Source organism: Streptomyces viridochromogenes, assembly GCF_001270495.1.
GTDB classification, from domain to species: domain Bacteria; phylum Actinomycetota; class Actinomycetes; order Streptomycetales; family Streptomycetaceae; genus Streptomyces; species Streptomyces viridochromogenes_A.
The window spans coordinates 74,355-90,424 of the sequence record NZ_LGUR01000048.1 but is presented as its reverse complement, the minus strand read 5'-3'; the positions used below and the strand labels follow the sequence as shown (position 1 = coordinate 90,424).

15 protein-coding genes are annotated in these 16,070 nt (G+C 69.9%); 4 read left to right on the top strand and 11 right to left on the bottom strand.

Annotated elements, in window-relative coordinates; translation table 11 throughout:
- The first annotated feature begins 51 nt into the window (after window positions 1-51).
- Window positions 52-2,472, top strand: coding sequence for an MMPL family transporter (locus ADK36_RS07740; RefSeq protein WP_053196815.1), 2,421 nt, complete (start codon window positions 52-54; stop codon window positions 2,470-2,472).
- An 18-nt stretch (window positions 2,473-2,490) separates the two neighbouring features.
- Here ADK36_RS07740 and ADK36_RS07735 read toward each other — a convergent pair whose 3' ends face one another.
- The 5 genes from ADK36_RS07735 to ADK36_RS07715 form a co-directional block, all read right to left on the bottom strand.
- The gene (locus tag ADK36_RS07735; protein WP_048586754.1) at window positions 2,491-3,264 is read right to left on the bottom strand and encodes a TetR/AcrR family transcriptional regulator; all 774 of its coding nucleotides are present in this window, start codon (window positions 3,262-3,264) and stop codon (window positions 2,491-2,493) included.
- Between the two features lie 37 nt (window positions 3,265-3,301).
- A complete protein-coding gene (locus tag ADK36_RS07730) occupies window positions 3,302-4,330 on the bottom strand; it encodes a peptidase (protein WP_053196813.1) in 1,029 nt (342 codons plus the stop codon).
- A gap of 206 nt (window positions 4,331-4,536) precedes the next feature.
- Window positions 4,537-5,097, bottom strand: a complete 561-nt coding sequence (locus ADK36_RS07725) for a thiol-disulfide oxidoreductase DCC family protein (RefSeq protein WP_425315363.1) — start codon at window positions 5,095-5,097, stop codon at window positions 4,537-4,539.
- 59 nt (window positions 5,098-5,156) lie between these two features.
- On the bottom strand, window positions 5,157-5,564 hold the full coding sequence (locus ADK36_RS07720; protein WP_048586756.1) for a hypothetical protein: 408 nt from the start codon (window positions 5,562-5,564) through the stop codon (window positions 5,157-5,159).
- A gap of 129 nt (window positions 5,565-5,693) precedes the next feature.
- Entirely contained in the window at window positions 5,694-6,104 is a 411-nt protein-coding gene (locus ADK36_RS07715) for a VOC family protein (protein ID WP_048586757.1), read from the bottom strand.
- Between the two features lie 68 nt (window positions 6,105-6,172).
- Between ADK36_RS07715 and ADK36_RS07710 the strand changes: the two genes are divergently transcribed.
- Together ADK36_RS07710 and ADK36_RS07705 are read left to right on the top strand one after the other, a co-directional pair.
- Window positions 6,173-6,565: a hypothetical protein gene (locus tag ADK36_RS07710; RefSeq protein ID WP_048586758.1), complete on the top strand. Its 393-nt coding sequence runs from the start codon at window positions 6,173-6,175 to the stop codon at window positions 6,563-6,565.
- Complete coding sequence (locus ADK36_RS07705; RefSeq protein ID WP_053196811.1) at window positions 6,565-9,054, top strand: DUF4132 domain-containing protein; 2,490 nt, start codon at window positions 6,565-6,567, stop codon at window positions 9,052-9,054. Before ADK36_RS07710 ends, ADK36_RS07705 begins: the two co-directional genes overlap by 1 nt.
- Here ADK36_RS07705 and ADK36_RS07700 read toward each other — a convergent pair.
- From ADK36_RS07700 to ADK36_RS07675, 6 genes are all read right to left on the bottom strand, one after another.
- Window positions 9,049-9,825 carry a hypothetical protein gene (locus ADK36_RS07700; RefSeq protein ID WP_048586760.1) on the bottom strand — a complete coding sequence of 259 codons (777 nt, stop codon included), beginning with the start codon at window positions 9,823-9,825 and terminating at the stop codon, window positions 9,049-9,051. The two genes, ADK36_RS07705 and ADK36_RS07700, sit on opposite strands and share 6 nt — an antisense overlap.
- 155 nt (window positions 9,826-9,980) lie before the next feature.
- Window positions 9,981-10,742 carry a succinate dehydrogenase iron-sulfur subunit gene (locus ADK36_RS07695; protein WP_048586761.1) on the bottom strand — a complete coding sequence of 254 codons (762 nt, stop codon included), beginning with the start codon at window positions 10,740-10,742 and terminating at the stop codon, window positions 9,981-9,983.
- Entirely contained in the window at window positions 10,742-12,496 is a 1,755-nt protein-coding gene (gene sdhA / locus ADK36_RS07690; RefSeq protein ID WP_048586762.1) for a succinate dehydrogenase flavoprotein subunit, read from the bottom strand. Before sdhA ends, ADK36_RS07695 begins: the two co-directional genes overlap by 1 nt.
- Before the next feature lie 22 nt (window positions 12,497-12,518).
- On the bottom strand, window positions 12,519-13,013 hold the full coding sequence (locus ADK36_RS07685) for a succinate dehydrogenase hydrophobic membrane anchor subunit (RefSeq protein WP_048586763.1): 495 nt from the start codon (window positions 13,011-13,013) through the stop codon (window positions 12,519-12,521).
- A 9-nt stretch (window positions 13,014-13,022) separates the two neighbouring features.
- Window positions 13,023-13,403: a succinate dehydrogenase, cytochrome b556 subunit gene (gene sdhC, locus ADK36_RS07680; RefSeq protein WP_078504082.1), complete on the bottom strand. Its 381-nt coding sequence runs from the start codon at window positions 13,401-13,403 to the stop codon at window positions 13,023-13,025.
- Between the two features lie 167 nt (window positions 13,404-13,570).
- Entirely contained in the window at window positions 13,571-14,167 is a 597-nt protein-coding gene (locus ADK36_RS07675; RefSeq protein WP_048586764.1) for a 2-oxo-4-hydroxy-4-carboxy-5-ureidoimidazoline decarboxylase, read from the bottom strand.
- A gap of 215 nt (window positions 14,168-14,382) precedes the next feature.
- On the opposite strand from ADK36_RS07675, the gene ADK36_RS07670 reads away from it, so the two are divergent.
- On the top strand, window positions 14,383-15,996 hold the full coding sequence (locus tag ADK36_RS07670) for a beta-N-acetylhexosaminidase (RefSeq protein WP_048586771.1): 1,614 nt from the start codon (window positions 14,383-14,385) through the stop codon (window positions 15,994-15,996).
- Window positions 15,997-16,070: the final 74 nt, after the last annotated feature.

Genomic DNA, 16,070 nt, shown 5'->3' with positions numbered 1-16,070 from the left:
AGGACCTGGGGGACCGACCGAACCGAATAAGGAGCGTTGAGCGTGGCGACATTGGCACGGTGGTGCTATCGGCACCGGCTGGTGGTCCTGTTGCTGTGGGTGGGGGCGCTGTTCGGCCTGGGCGCGGCGAGTTCGGCCGCGGGCACGAACTACGCGAACGTCTTCTCCCTTCCGGACACGGACTCCGCGACCGCGTACGACCTGATGGAGAAGGCGTTCCCGGAGCGCGCCGGCGACACCGACACGGTGGTGTGGAAGGTGGACGGGGACGAAGGGGCATCCGTACGGGACGACTCCGTACGGTCCCGGATCGAGCCCGCGCTGGAGGAGATCGGGCGCATGAAGGGGGTCGGTGAGGTCGCCGACCCGTACGCGGCCCGGGGAGCCGCGCAGATCAGCAAGGACGGGCGGATCGCGTACGCCCAGATCACCTTCACCGAGCAGGCGAACGCCGTCCCCATGGAGCTGATCGAGGACGTCGTCGACACGGCGCAGGCCGCCGAACGCGACGGACTCCAGGTGGAGCTGGGCGGCCAGGCCATCGCCCGCACCCAGGAGCCGCCGCAGGGCACGGCGGAGGCGGTCGGCATCCTCGCGGCGGCGGTCGTGCTGTTCCTGGCCTTCGGCTCGCTCTTCGCGATGCTGCTGCCGATCGTCGTGGCGGTCGCGGGCGTCGGCACTGGCATGATCGCCACGATGCTGATGAGCCATGTCACGGACGTGCCCGAAGTGGCCCCGCTGCTCGGCTCGTTGATCGGCCTCGGCGTCGGCATCGACTACGCCCTGTTCATCGTGACCCGGCACCGACGCGGCATCCTGCGCGGGATGAAGCCCGAGGAGGCGGCCGTGACCGCCCTCAACACCTCGGGCCGCGCGGTGCTGTTCGCGGGTGGCACGGTGTGCATCGCGCTCGCCGGAATGCTGGTGATGAACATGCGGTTCCTGGACGGCGTGGTCGTCGCGACCTCGCTCACGGTCGTCCTGAGCGTGCTGGCCGCGGTCACCCTGCTGCCGGCCCTCCTCGGCCTGCTCGGCATGCGGGTGCTCAGCCGCCGGCAGCGACGCCGGCTCGTGGCGGCGGGACCGGAACCGGCGGAGGCGAGCGGACTCGCCGCGCGCTGGTCGACGTACGTCCAACGGCGCCCGCGTCCGATCGCGGCGCTGGCCCTCGTGGTCATGGCGGCCCTCGCGATCCCCGTGCTGTCGCTCCGTCTCGGCGCCACCGACCAGGGCAACCACCAGGCGTCCACCACCACCCGGCAGGCCTACGACCTGCTCGCGGAGGGCTTCGGGCCCGGCGTCAACGGCCCGCTCCAGGTGGTCGTGGAGGGCGCCGCCCCGGCCGGTCTGGTCGACGGCATCCGGTCGGCGGAGGGCGTCGCCCAGGTGGCCGCCGCACCGCCCGCGAACGGCGTCACGGTCATCCAGGTCGTCCCGGACACCTCGCCCCAGTCCGAGCAGACGGACCAGCTGATCGACCGCCTGCGCGACGACGTGATCCCGCGGTCGGGTGCCGAAGCCCATGTCGGCGGCGTGACAGCGGTCTTCAAGGACTTCGCGTCGGTGACCGGCGAACGCCTGCCGTACTTCGTCGCGACGATCACCGCGCTCGGCTTCCTGCTCCTGCTGGTGGCCTTCCGCTCGCTGGTGGTCCCGCTGACGGCGGCCCTGATGAACCTCATCGCGGCGGCCGCCTCCTTCGGTGTACTGGTGGCGATCTTCCAGTGGGGCTGGGGCACCGAGCTCCTCGGCATCGGCAAGGAGGGGCCGATCACGTCGTTCCTGCCGGTCATCATGCTGTCCCTGCTGTTCGGCCTCTCCATGGACTACCAGGTGTTCCTGGTGAGCCGGATGCACGAGGAGTGGGTGCACACGAAGGACAACGCGCGCGCGGTGCGCGTCGGCCTCGCGGAGACCAGCCGGGTCATCAACTCCGCCGCCCTGATCATGATCTGCGTGTTCAGCGCGTTCGTGCTGAGCGGCGACATGGAGGGCGCGATGGCGGGCATCGGCCTAGCGGCCGCCGTCGCCCTGGACGCGTTCATCCTGCGTACGGCACTGGTGCCGGCCGCGATGCACATGCTCGGCAGGTCGAACTGGTGGCTGCCGGACTGGCTGGAGAAGCGGGTGCCGCATCTCGCGGTGGAGCCAAGGGAGGAGCCGGCGGTGGCCGAGGAGGAGCCGGTCGTGGCGGGCCGGGCCTCGGTCGTCCACGGGTTCGTCCGCACCGCCGACGGCGAGCCGGTCGACGGTGCGGCGGTGACGCTGCTGACGAACGGCGGGCGCCGGCTCGACCAGGTGACCTCCCTGGCCGACGGCTCGTACATCGTCTCGGTGCCGGCGCCGGGGACGTATCTGCTGGCGGTGACCGCCGCGTCGTACGGGTCCCGGGCCGGTCAGGTGGTCGTGACGGAGGGGCCGCTCGTGTACGACGTGGAGCTGGCCGAGGGCGAGGTGGACGCCGTCAACTGAAAGTCGCCAGAGGCGGTTTCAGGGGCGCTCGTCCTCGGCGGGCGCCCCCTTGCCGCTCGTCTTCCCCTTCGCCGGATCCGGGATCGCGTTCGTCATCCCGGGCAGGAAGTCCGTGAACAGCTCGTGCACCTCGCGCACCAGCGGCCGTAGCACCCGGAACCGGGCCAGCGAGACGCCCCGCGCGGTCAGCCGGGCGCCCCGCTCGGCGAGCCGGTAGCTGCGCTCGCGCCCCTCGGTACGGTCGAAGATCCAGTACAGGACGAGCCCCATCTGGGAGAGCCACATCAGCTCGGGCAGGACGTCCCGGAGTTCCTCGGGCACCTTGGTCTTCGTCGCCCCCGCCAGCACCTGCCGATGGATGCTGATGGCCTCCACGCGCGCGTGCTCCGACTCGGCGGAGAAGGGGCTGAGCGGGCTGTCGGGATCGGCGGCGTTCTTGAAGAACTGCACGGCGAACTCGTGGTACGGCGTCGCGATGTCCAGCCACACCTTCAGGACTCCCGCGAGCCGCGCCTCCAGGTCGGTCTCCCGGGCCAGGACGTCCCGGATCGCCACCTTGTGCTCGGTGGCGATCCGGTCGTAGAAGCCCTGGATCAGGTGTTCCTTGCCCTCGAAGTAGTAGTACGCGTTTCCGACGGAGACACCGGCCTCCTGGGCGATCGCCCGCATCGTCGTCTTGTCGTAGCCGCGCTCCTGGAAGAGCCGCATGGCGGTCTCCAGGATCAGCGCGCGGGTCTGCTCGGACTTGCTGGGCGCATCGCCCTGTTCAGGGCTGTCGTTCTTCGAGGGCACGGAACGAGAGCCTAACGAGTGGTGTTTCGGCCGACCGTCAGGAGGCCTGTGCCGTCTGGTACAGGTTCTGGGCGTCGGCGCCGAAGTAGGGGCCGTACATCCGGTTCGGCAGGAAGTTGTACTTGAAGCTGTTCACCGAGGACAGCAGGCCCCTGCCCGTGGACTCGTCGAACTGCGTGAACCAGGGGCCGCCGCTGGCGCCGCCGGTCATGTTGCAGTTCATGCCGTGGTCGTCGGAGAGCAGGAAGTCCCGGTTGGTGGTGCCGCTGCAGTAGATGAACTTCTCGCCGTCGTACGGGGCGGCGGCCGGGAAGCCGAAGGAGTACATGCGCAGGTTGTACCCGGTGTTGAAGGCCAGCCCCTGCCCGCCGACGACGTCCGTCAGCAGCTTGCCGTCCAGCGGGGCGACGACCGCCGCGCCGACGTCGTAGTTAATGTCCTCGCTCGCCGTCCACTGCGGGGTGGACAGAGTCTTCGACGCGGTCCAGCGGCCGTAGGGGGCCTGTCCGTCGTGGTAGCCGGGCACGAAGACCCAGTCGGTGTGCCAGGCGCCCTCCAGCTTCACACAGTGGCCCGCCGTGATGACGGTGCTCTTGTTGGCGCTGGTGACGGCGTTGCCGGAACAGGACGCCGTACGCCCCTGGTAGCTGAAGAACACCCGGCCCGCCGTGGACACGACCGAACCGCCGCCGGTCCATTGACCGCCGCTGTTCGGGAAGGCCAGCAGGCCGATGTCGGACACGGCCTTGCCGACCGCCCCGGCTGCCGGGGCGCTGGGCGCGACCTTGGTCGCGGTGCCCTTGAGGGGTGCCGAACCGCCGTCGTAGTGGCCGTCGACGGTCACCAGGTCGAGCGGCGTCGCCGCGCGCATCCGTTCCGGTGTCCAGAACTCACGGGCCTGCCGCTGCGCGTCGGCCGGAACCGAGCTGACGCCGGTCGAGGTGTCGGGCCTCGGCGTGGCGCCCGCGGGTGTGGCGAGGGCGCCTGCGGTGAGCAGCGCGGTGACGCCGACCAGGGCGCCGAGGAGGGGGCGGGGTATGCGGGTGACGCGGGGTATGCCTCTCACGCGTACTCCTTCTGCGATGGGGGGACCGGGCGACCAGACGGGCGCCGCCCGGCAGGCGACGGACAGCCGATGCGAGTGCGGAGTGGAGAACCGGGAGGCAGCGTGCCAAGCCGAGCACCGTTTTGGAAGGGTGCATGCCAAAACAAGGTCCGAAAGTGAGCCGTTCAGGGCGAATTGGTCGCCCTGAACGGGCCGCCGACACCACCTCACCGCGTGGCGCAGGAACCGCTCTCGCAGCCCGGCGGGTTGTACGACCAGCCCCAACTCGGGTCGTACGACCACCCGTCCCCGCGCCGGTAGGCCCGCCCGCCCCACTGCGCACCACCCCAGTGCGCGCCGCCGCCCTGCGCCCCGCCCTGTCGCGCCCCGCTCCACTGCGCCCCGCGCCACTTGGCGGCGGCGAGCACGGCCCCCTTGGCGAGCCGTGCCCCGGCCGGGGTGCTGAGGCGATGCGCGAGTCCCCGGTGCTCGCGCAGCGCCCACAGCGTGACGATCCAGGCGGCGCCGCCCCGGTAGACCTGTCCCGCGTCACCGACGACGGTGATCTCGTCGAGGGTGGCCCCGTGGTCCAGGCCGGGGAAGCGCCGCCGGGCCTCGTCGGACCCGGCCGGCGTCATCTCCAGTGGCACCAGCTGCGGCTGCTTCACGAGCCAGTCGCGCAGGAAGGTGCACAGCGAGCACTGGGCGTCATAGAGAACCGTGAGCCCTCGGACCGGCACGCCGGCCGCCGCTTCGGCAGCCACGCCGCGCGCCGCTTCGGCAGCCACGCCGCCCGCCACTTCGCCTGTCACACCGCTCGCCCCCTCGGCCGCCGTGCCGGGCACGCTCACGCCCCGGCCGACGGAGTGACCCACCCCTGCGGGGCGACCGGCGGTACCTGCTCGCGCTCCATCAGGCCGCGCCGCCGGACCTTGTTGAGCACGTAGACGTTGCCCAGGTGCATCACGCCGAGCACGAGCAGCACCACGCCGAGCTTGGTCGACAGGGCCTCGAAGATCCCGCGTGTGTCGAGGACGGTTCCGTCGTCGCTCAGATACAGCGCGACGAACCCGAGGTTGACGAGGTAGAAGCCGACCACGAGCAGGTGGTTCACGGCGTCGGCGAGCTTCTCGTTCCCGCGCAGCACGTCGGAGAGGAAGATCCGTCCGTTGCGGCTGAGTGTGCGGGCCACCCAGACGGTCAGGGCGATGCTGACGACCAGGTAGATGACGTAGGCGATGACCGTGCGGTCCATGACGCCGCCCCCTTCTTGAACGCGTTCAAAACGCTGACAGGGGAGACTGTAGACCCGTTCTTGAACGCGTTCAACTCGGCGGAGGTGAGGGCTCCGTCACGTCTTTCCGGGGATTCCTCCCGGCATGGCTCAGGGCCTGCGCCCGAGCTCCGGCCGCTTGGAGTAGTCCGTGAACCCGGTGACGTTCCCCCAGGGATCGGCGATCTCGACGGTCCAGCCGGTGGCCCCGGAGAAGGGCTCGTCGAGCGGCTCGACGCCCGCGTCGCGCAACGTCCGCGCCGCCGCCCGGGCGTCCGGCACCTCCAGCCATACGCGGGGGTGTGGCCAGGGGGGCGGCCGGTGGCCCAGCGCGTCCTCGGCGCGCAGCAGGATCCCCGGCGTCTCGCCGCCGACCTTGAGCAGCGCGATCCCGGCCTCGTCGAGCCGGAACCCGACCGTGAACCCGGCGCGCTCGTAGAAACGGACGGCCTCGCCGAGGTCGCCGACCGGCAGCAGCACGTTGTCGAACCCGAGCAGTTCGTACGACTCGTCATCTGACATACCGTCAGGGTAAGGCGATGATCGGCCGGAACCGGTGATTGTCAGTGGTGGCTCGTACTGTCGTCGTCATGGGAATCGTGACGTTCGTCGACGAGACGACAAGCGGGAGCCGCAGCGACGGCTGGGGGCTGGAGATCGCCGAGGAGCGGCTCACCGTGCGCGAACTGATCCGGCGCCGGGTGTTCCAGGAGGTCGCCGAGTACAACGCGCGTACGCCGGAGGTGTTCCAGGGGCTCGTGCAGCCGCATGACGCCGAGCGCGTGCTGAACGGGTACGCGATGCGCACGGCCCGCCGGATAGACCCCGAGGCGCAGACCGAGCTCGCGCTGAAGGCCTTCGCGGGCAACGGCTTCCTCGTGCTCGTGGGGGACCGTCAGGTGACCGACCTCGACGACGAGATCGAGCTCGCGCTCGGCACCGAGATCACGTTCCTGAAGCTCGTGGCGCTGGTGGGTGGCTGATGACCTACGCAAGGTCCGAGCGCGCCGAACTGGTCCGTGAGGTCGTCGGCCTCGTCGCGGCCGAGGACATCGAACGCGTCGTTCCGGAACTGCTCAGGCTCGCCGAGATGAACGGCGGCCACTGGAGCGGGGACGGCCAGAACGTCTTCCACGCGATCCTCGCCGCGGGCGACCGGTTCCAGACGGAGCTGGTGCACCGGCTGGCGGCCCGCTACCACGAAATGGAGCCCGGTTCCCACCCGCGCCGCCACATCGTCAGCGTGTTCGCCTGCCTACGGACGATGCGGCCCGCCGCCGAGGGACAGCAGCTCGACACCAGGGCCGCGCTGATCGGCCTGGCCGCGGAGCAGGACGTGCACTACGACACCGCTCAGCTGATCCGGCTCGCCGAACTGGAGCAGGCCGACGGGCGGGAGCTGCCCGGCGAGTTCGTCGCCGTGGTCCGCCGCTCGTATCTGACGCTGTGGAACGGCAAGAAGACACTGGGAGCACTGGTGGCGCAGCTCGACGGCCCCGCGGTGAACCCGGGCGAGGCATGGTCCGACCGGGCCCTCGCCGAGGCGGACGAACTCGGCGACGGCTGGCGGCACCTGCTCGCGCACGCGGCCACCGCCACCGCCGCCCGTCCCTCCGCCAAGTGGGACAGGACCGGCCGCGCGCTGATCGAGCCCCTCGGCACCGACGAGGTGCGCGAGCGGCTGCTGCCCTGGCTGCGGCTGGTGGGCAGACCGCGGACCCGCCCGCTCCTCGAACCGCGCTACGGGCCGGACCCCAACGCCACCTTCGACCCGTACAACGCCGACGCGCTGCGCGGCCTGGCCTGGCTGCTCTCCCTCCTCCCCGCGCACCCCGAGTCCGCGCGCGCCCTCGGCGCCCTCGCCGAGACCGCTCTGCGCAAGGTGGCGGGCCTCGGCCCGGTGAACCCCAAGGTCGCCAACGCCGCGGTCAACGCGCTGGCCCGCATGGACGGCGAGTCGGCCCTCGCCGAACTGGCCCGCCTGACCACCCGTGTCACCTTCAAGGGCACGCTCAAGCTCCTGAACACCGCGCTGGACGCGCGCGCCCAGGCGCTGGGCCTGGCCCGGGAGGAGGTCGAGGAACTGGCCGTACCGGCCTACGGCCTGACGGAGGTGGGCCGCGCGGAGCACCGGCTCGGCGAGGTCACGGCGCTGCTCGAAGTCCGCGGCCCCAAGGCCGTGTTGAGCTGGAGCAACGCGAGCGGCAAGGCGGTGAAGAGCGTCCCCGCCGCCGTACGACGCGACCACGCCGACGAGCTGAAGGAGCTGAAGGCGGCGGCCAAGGACATCGACAAGATGCTCTCGGCCCAGAGCGAGCGCCTGGACCGCCAGTTCCTGGACCGCCGCACCTGGCCGTACGCCGCGTGGCGCGAGCGCTACCTCGACCACCCCCTGGTCGGCACCCTGGCCCGCCGTCTGCTCTGGACGGTCGACGGTACGACGGCCGGGTACGCGGACGGCGAGCTGCGCACCCTGGCCGACACACCGGTCACCGAGGGCACCCACGTCGAACTCTGGCACCCGGCCGGCCACGAACCCGCCGAGATCGTCGCCTGGCGCGACTGGCTGGAGCGGCACGGCATCACCCAGCCCTTCAAGCAGGCCCACCGCGAGGTGTACCTGCTGACGGACGCCGAGCGCGCGACGGGGACGTACTCGAACCGTTTCGCGGCGCATGTCCTGCGCCAGCACCAGTTCCACTCCCTGGCGGCGATCCGGGGCTGGCGCAACAAGCTGCGCCTGGCCGTCGACGACGAGGCGCCGCCCGCCGTCCGGGAGCTGCCCCAGTGGGGCCTGCGCGCCGAGTACTGGATCGAGGGCGACAGCGGCGAGCACTACGAGGACATCACCGACTCCGGCAGCTTCCTGCGCCTGCGTACCGACCAGGTCCGCTTCTACCCGATCGACGCCCCGCAGAACTCGGCGCACTGCTGCGGCGGCGAGTACCGCATGTGGCTGCGTGACGGCGCCGACCCGGTCGAACCGGTGCCGCTGACGGACGTCCCGCCCCTGGTCCTGTCGGAAGTCCTGCGCGACGTGGACCTGTTCGTCGGCGTGGGAAGCGTCGGCAACGACCCGACCTGGCAGGACGGCGGCCCCGACGGCCGCTTCCGGGAGTACTGGACGTCGTACGGCTTCGGCGAACTGGGCGCGAGCGCCGAGACCCGCCGGGGCCTCCTCGAACGCCTGATACCGAGGCTGGCCATCGCCGACCGCTGCACGATCGAGGGGCGCTTCCTGCATGTGAAGGGCGAACGCCACACGTACAAGATCCACCTCGGCTCGGGCAACATCCTGATGACCCCGAACGACCAGTACCTGTGCATCGTCCCCAAGTCCAACCCGGCCGCCCCGCAGACGGGTTACCTGCCCTACGAGGGCGACCGGATGCTGGCGGTGATCCTCAGCAAGGCGATGATGCTGGCCGACGACATGAAGATCACGGACCCGACGATCCTGAGCCAGCTATGAGCAGGGCACCCTCCGTGTGCCGACCGCGATGTCGTCCAGCCGGATCTCGTACGACGACGGTGTCGGGTCGGCCTGGTACAGCTGCCAGCCCAGCTTCAGCTTGTCGAAGGCCGGGAGGGTGAAGGGGTCCGACGTGCCGCCGTGCTGGTTGGTGGAGACGGTCAGGTCGGGCTGCTCGACGCCGTCGAAGTAGACCGTTACGCGGTTGTCGGTGGCGTCCAGGTGGAACTCGGCGCACTGCCAGGTACCCGCCGTGGCGGGCGCCGAGGTCTTCCAGGACGTCCAGTCCCCCGTGGGGCCGAGGTCGGAGCCGACACCCCAGAAGTTGCCCTGGTCGGTGGGGGCGTACTGGCCGCCCAGGGGGCGCACGAGCGTGGGGGAGTCCGAGCCGGAGGCCTCGGCGATCGTCCAGTGCGCCCAGTCGGGGGCGGTGGGGAAGGCGTCCACGCGCAGACGGAGGCGGGCCCAGTAGCTGTTGCCGGGGGCGGTCAGGTCGGGAAAGACGAGGAAGGCCCGGCCGTTGCCCTCGGTGCGGATGCGGAGTTCGCGGCCCGGGCGGCCCGTGGTGCTCGGGGCGACGGTCAGGGTGCCGTCGGAGACGTCGCTCGTCCAGTCGCGTCCGTGAGACACCGGGCCCAGGGGGAGTCGGTCGAAGTTCTCGTGGGCGAGTGTCGGACGGGAGAGGGGGATCGCGGAGGCAGTGGGGGGTATCGCGAGCAGGATGGCGGCCGTGGCCGACAGAGCGGCGGCCGCCTTTCTCAGGAGTGCCATGGGGTCAGTCTGTATTGAAGTCTCAACTACCTCAACTGCCCTTCCAGCCACAGCTGTTGGGAACAGCAGGGAATGGCGAGGGCCCCGCCCCCGGTACCGAACCGGGAGACGGGGCCCGCAAAGCCCTGGCACGGGAACCCGTACCTGAGGCAACCTCAGAAGCGGCGCGTGATCAGCGCCTTCTTGACCTCGGCGATCGCCTTCGTGACCTCGATACCGCGCGGGCAGGCGTCCGTGCAGTTGAAGGTCGTGCGGCAGCGCCAGACGCCGTCCTTCTCGTTGAGGATCTCCAGGCGCTGCTCGCCGGCCTCGTCACGCGAGTCGAAGATGAAGCGGTGCGCGTTGACGATGGCCGCCGGGCCGAAGTACTGGCCGTCGTTCCAGAACACCGGGCACGAGGAGGTGCAGGCGGCGCAGAGGATGCACTTCGTCGTGTCGTCGAAGCGCTCGCGGTCCTCGGCCGTCTGGAAACGCTCACGCGTCGGCTCGTTCGTGTCCTTCGTGATGAGGAAGGGCATGACGTCCCGGTACGCCTGGAAGAACGGCTCCATGTCGACCACGAGGTCCTTCAGGACCGTCAGGCCCTTGATGGGCTCGACCGTGATCGGCTTCTCGGGGTTGATGTCCTTGATGAGGGTCTTGCAGGCAAGGCGGTTCTTGCCGTTGATCCTCATCGCGTCCGAGCCGCAGATGCCGTGGGCGCAGGAGCGGCGGAAGGTCAGCGTGCCGTCCAGGTCCCACTTGATCTTGTGGAGGCCGTCGAGGACGCGCTCCTTCGGGTCGATCTCCAGCTGGAAGTCTTCCCAGGTCGCCTCGGCCGAGATCTCCGGGTTGAAGCGGCGGACCCGGAAGGTGACCGTGATGTAGGGGGACGCGGCGGACTCCGCCTCCACCTTGTCCATAACGGGGGTTGCCATCAGTACTTACGCTCCATCGGCTGGTAGCGGGTCTGGACGACCGGCTTGTAGTCGAGACGAATGGACTCCGTGCCGTCGTCGCCGACCTCGCGGTACGCCATGGTGTGGCGCATGAAGTTGACGTCGTCGCGGTTCGGGTAGTCCTCGCGGTAGTGGCCGCCGCGGGACTCCTTGCGGGCGAGGGCGGACACGGCCATGACCTCGGCCAGGTCGAGCAGGTTGCCCAGCTCGATGGCCTCCAGCAGGTCCGTGTTGAACCGCTTGCCCTTGTCCTGGATCGAGACGTTGCGGTAGCGCTCGCGCAGCTCCGCGATCTTCTCGACCGCCGTCTTGATGGTCTGCTCCGTGCGGAACACCATGACGTTGGCGTCCATGGTCTCCTGCAGCTCCTTGCGCAGGGTCGCCACGCGCTCGGTGCCGGTGGAGGTGCGCAGGCGCTCCACCTGGTCGATCACCAGCTCCGCCGGGTTCTCCGGCAGCTCCACGTAGTCCGCCTTCTGGCTGTACTCCGCGGCCGCGATGCCGGCCCGGCGGCCGAACACGTTGATGTCCAGCAGGGAGTTCGTGCCCAGGCGGTTGGCGCCGTGCACGGACACACAGGCGACCTCGCCGGCCGCGTACAGGCCCGGGACCACCGTCGTGTTGTCGCTGAGGACCTCACCCTCGACGTTCGTCGGGATGCCGCCCATCGCGTAGTGCGCGGTGGGCTGGATCGGGATCGGGTCCGTGTACGGCTCGATGCCCAGGTACGTCCGCGCGAACTCGGTGATGTCCGGGAGCTTGGCGTCGAGCTGCTCCGGCGGAAGGTGCGTCAGGTCCAGGTAGACGTGGTCGCCCTCGGGACCGCAGCCGCGGCCCTCGCGGATCTCCGTGTAGATGGAGCGCGAGACGACGTCACGGGACGCGAGGTCCTTCATGACCGGCGCGTACTTCTCCATGAAGCGCTCGCCGTCCTTGTTGCGGAGGATGCCGCCCTCACCGCGGGCGCCCTCCGTCAGCAGGATGCCCATGCGCCAGATGCCGGTCGGGTGGAACTGGAAGAACTCCATGTCCTCCAGCGGCAGCCCGCGGCGGTACACGGCCGCCTGGCCGTCACCGGTCAGCGTGTGCGCGTTGGACGTCACCTTGAAGAACTTGCCGCAGCCGCCGGACGCGTAGATCACGGCCTTCGCCTGGAAGACGTGGATCTCACCGGTGGCCAGCTCGTAGGCGACCACACCGGCGGACTTCTTGACGCCGTCGACCTCGGTGATCAGCTGGTCCAGGACGTAGAACTCGTTGAAGAACTCCACGCCCTCCTTCACGCAGTTCTGGTACAGCGTCTGGAGGATCATGTGGCCGGTGCGGTCGGCCGCGTAGCAGGACCGGCGGACCGGGGCCTCGCCGTGGTTGCGGCTGTGACCGCCGAAGCGGCGCTGGTCGATGGTGCCGTTCGGGGTGCGGTTGAACGGCAGGCCCATCTTCTCCAGGTCGAGGACGGAGTCGATGGCCTCCTTCGCCAGGATCTCGGCGGCGTCCTGGTCGACCAGGTAGTCACCGCCCTTGACCGTGTCGAAGGTGTGCCACTCCCAGTTGTCCTCCTCCACGTTGGCCAGCGCGGCGGCCATGCCGCCCTGCGCGGCGCCCGTGTGGGAGCGGGTGGGGTAGAGCTTGGTCAGCACGGCGGTACGGCTGCGCTTCGTGGACTCGATGGCCGCGCGCATACCGGCGCCACCGGCGCCGACGATGACGGTGTCGTACTTGTGGATCTTCATGGTGGTTGCCTCAGCCCCGTGCCTAGCGGATGTTCGGGTCGAAGGTGAAGATCACCAGCGTGCCCAGCAGGATGGTGAACACCGTGGCGGTGTAGAGCAGGCCCTTCAGCCACAGGCGGGTGTTCGCGCGCTCCGCGTAGTCGTTGATGACCGTGCGCAGGCCGTTGGCGCCGTGCAGCATCGCGAGCCACAGCATCAGCAGGTCCCAGACCTGCCAGAACGGGGACGCCCAGCGGCCGGCCACGAAGGCGAAGCCGATCTTGGAGACGCCGCCGTCCAGCACGAGCTGGATCAGCAGGTGGCCGATGACGAGGACGACCAGCACGATGCCGGACAGGCGCATGAACAGCCAGGCGGCCATCTCGAAGTTGCCACGGGTGGACCGCGGCGTCTTCTTGGTGCGCTTGCGCGGCGCCTCGATGTACGGGGCCGGGTTGTCGACGTTGTAGAGGGACTCGCCCTCCACCGGGCCGATACCGGCGGCGGTCTTCTCAGTGGTGACTGTGTTGTTCGACATGCTTACGCGTCAGCTCCCGAAGAGTTCACGAGCGGCGTGGCCGAGGACGGGGTAGATCGCCCCGAGCATCAGCACCAGCCAGAGGCCGACGACGGACCAGAGCATCTGCTTCTGGTAGCGCGGCCCCTTCGACCAGAAGTCGACGGCGATGACGCGCAGGCCGTTGAGCGCGTGGAAGAGGATGGCGGCGACGAGGCCGTACTCCAGCAGCGCGACGATCGGCGTCTTGTACGTGGCTACGACCTTGTCGTAGTCCTCGGGGGAGACGCGGACGAGAGCGGTGTCCAGCACGTGAACGAACAGGAAGAAGAAGATGAGGACGCCGGTGACTCGATGAGCCACCCAGGACCACATTCCTTCCCGGCCGCGGTACAGCGTTCCAGCCGGCACGGAAGTCCCTCCGGGAGCGGGGTATCGGGGCCTGCCGGCTTGTGCTGTCGGTCGGGCCCGGCCGGGTACGGTCCACCGGCCCTCAGCATCGTATCCACGTGGCGCTGCGCGGCTTAGCGGGGGGCTGGGTATGTGATCAAAGTGGCACGCGGATGGGGTATTGGCGGCTAAGGGGCCGAGGTGTCCTGGTATTTGCCGAGTGTGGGCGCGTTGTGGCTGGTCGCGCAGTTCCTCGCGCCCCTGAGGACATCGATCAGCCGTCCTCTTGCCAGGCGCCGGAGTTCCTCTGCCGCAACGACCCGCTCCTCTTCCGGATCGTTTGTCAATCGTGACCGGATTCCGGCCAGGGCGTGGTCGAGGGCCTCGTTCGGCGTCAGGCCGTCCACGCAGATGACGAACGCGTGTCCGAACCTGGCCTCGTATGCGGCGCTCGCGGCGCTGAGTGCCGTGTGGGCCGCCCCGTAAGCGCCCTTCGGGAGCACCGGCAACGTTTCTCCTGCCAGGGCCTGCGTCAGGTCTCCCGGAGTCAGGTCGTACGCCGCCTCGTCGGATGCGGCCAGCAGGGAGTCGACGTCGGGGTACGGGCGGTGGTCGGCGATGCGGTCGGCCCAGCGGGGGCTGCGCAGGCAGCTGAGGAGGGCCCGTCGGACCTCGTCGGCGGGGGCCGTGTTGAAGGACTCCAGCGCGGTGGGAGACGGTGGAGTACGGGTCTGCTCGGGCAGCGACGGTATGGCGACTCGGCCAGGAAGGTGTGTGGGCGTCACGTGGGTTTCGACAGGGGATTCTGGGGCAGGAGTGGCGCCACGTTACCGAGTGTGGACGTGACGTGTCCGACGGATGCCCGAATTTCAGTCGAACGGGAGAGTTTCGGAACGTTCCCTGGACGGCGAGCTGAGCTCACAGGGCCTAGGTTGGCGATGTGAGCCAGCACAAGCACAGGCGCCGGGCACCGGCCGAACGGGTGCTGAAGCAGACGTGGGTGCTGATCGTCGCGGTGGTCGTGGTGACGGTCGCGGCCGGGGTGAGCCTCGGGCTCCTGGCCACCGGCGACGACGGAGAGCCGGCCGGCTCGGAGCAGCGGCGGTCCGCCCCGGGCATATCCGAGGCCGCCTCGCCCGCTGCCCCGGAGGCGGCGCCCACCCCGACTCCGTCACCCACTCGGTCGTATCCGCTCTCGAAGGCCCCGCGCACCATCCCGGCCGTCACCTCCCACACCGCCGCCCGGGGCCCCGGCTGGCGTCCGGCGAAGCAGGAGCGGGTCGTCGTGAACGACGCGGAGCTCGCCGACGAGGGGCGGCTCATCGCCGGTGAGCTGGGGCTTGCGTACGCCGGCGAGAAGGACGACGTGCGGACCGGGGATGTGCGGCTGGCCCTGAACGACGACGAGGGAGCGGATCCGGAGTCGTACTCCATGACCGTGCGCGGCGGCCGCGTGACCATCAGCGGGCCCGGTGAGGCGGGGGTCTTCTACGGGACCCGGACGCTGAAGCAGGAGGTCCAGGACGGGGGTACGGCGCCCGAGGGCGTCGTGCGGGACGAGCCGGCCAAGCCGGTGCGCGGGTTCATGCTCGACATCGCCCGCAAGCACTTCACCGCGGACTGGATCGAGGACCGGGTGCGGGAGCTGGGGGACCTGAAGTTCAACCAGCTGGGTCTGCACTTCTCCGACGACCAGGGCTTCCGGATCGAGTCCACCTCGCATCCCGAGATCGTGTCCCAGCAGCACCTCACCAAGGCGCAGGTCAGGAAGATCGTCCGGCTGGCCGAGAGCCGGCACATCACCGTCGTGCCCGAGATCGACTCGCCCGGGCATCTGGGCGCCGTCATCGCCGCGCACCCCGATCTCCAGCTGCGCAACGTGAACGGTGTCGCGACGCGGGGCGCCGTCGACATCTCCAAGCCCGAGTCCGCCGAGATCGTCGACGACCTGCTGAACGAGTTCGCCGGGCTCTTCCCGGGGAGCCAGTGGCACCTCGGCGGCGACGAGTACCAGGCGCTGGTCGTCTCGAACCCCGAGGCGTCCTACCCGCAGCTCGCCACCGCCGCCCGGGAGGCCTACGGCTCCGGCGGCACCGTCGCCGACCTCGCGACCGGATGGCTCAACGACCGCGCCGACACCGTCCGCGCCCACGACCGCACGCCGCGCGCGTGGAACGACGGGTTCTTCCGGGGCACCTCCGTCCAGCCGGACAAGGACATCCAGGTGGCCTACTGGACGGGCAAGGAGATCGGCGCCCGGCTGCCGCTGGAGTACCTGAGGGAGGGGCGGAAGGTCATCAACTACAACGACGAGTTCCTCTACTACGTGCTCGGCCAGCCGCAGACCTTCGTCTATCCCACGGGCCAGCGCATCTACGAACAGTGGACGCCGCGGGTCCTGCGCGGGACGACGCCCGTGCCGGCCACGTACGACGACCAGATCCTGGGCGGGTCCTTCGCGGTGTGGTGCGACCTGGCGAACTCGCAGACGCAGGAACAGGTCGCCGCCGGGATCCGGATGCCGCTGCGGGCGACGGTGCAGAAGCTGTGGGACACAGGTGAGCCGGAGTTGTCCTGGGCCGAGTTCAGGGCTCTCGCCGACCGCCTGAACTGAACTGCGGATTGGCCGATACGGCTGCGAACCCCCGTACGAATGTGGTGTATTCGGCCCTGGCCGTACGGACTGCC

What these genes read in the sequence shown, in the direction of transcription:
- ADK36_RS07705 (WP_053196811.1), top strand. Translation starts at nt 6,565, where the DNA reads ATGACCTACGCAAGGTCCGAGCGCGCCGAACTGGTCCGTGAGGTCGTC.
- ADK36_RS07720 (WP_048586756.1), bottom strand. Translation starts at nt 5,564, where the DNA reads ATGGACCGCACGGTCATCGCCTACGTCATCTACCTGGTCGTCAGCATC.
- ADK36_RS07715 (WP_048586757.1), bottom strand. Translation starts at nt 6,104, where the DNA reads ATGTCAGATGACGAGTCGTACGAACTGCTCGGGTTCGACAACGTGCTG.
- ADK36_RS07700 (WP_048586760.1), bottom strand. Translation starts at nt 9,825, where the DNA reads ATGGCACTCCTGAGAAAGGCGGCCGCCGCTCTGTCGGCCACGGCCGCC.
- sdhA (WP_048586762.1), bottom strand. Translation starts at nt 12,496, where the DNA reads ATGAAGATCCACAAGTACGACACCGTCATCGTCGGCGCCGGTGGCGCC.
- ADK36_RS07685 (WP_048586763.1), bottom strand. Translation starts at nt 13,013, where the DNA reads ATGTCGAACAACACAGTCACCACTGAGAAGACCGCCGCCGGTATCGGC.
- ADK36_RS07710 (WP_048586758.1), top strand. Translation starts at nt 6,173, where the DNA reads ATGGGAATCGTGACGTTCGTCGACGAGACGACAAGCGGGAGCCGCAGC.
- ADK36_RS07695 (WP_048586761.1), bottom strand. Translation starts at nt 10,742, where the DNA reads ATGGCAACCCCCGTTATGGACAAGGTGGAGGCGGAGTCCGCCGCGTCC.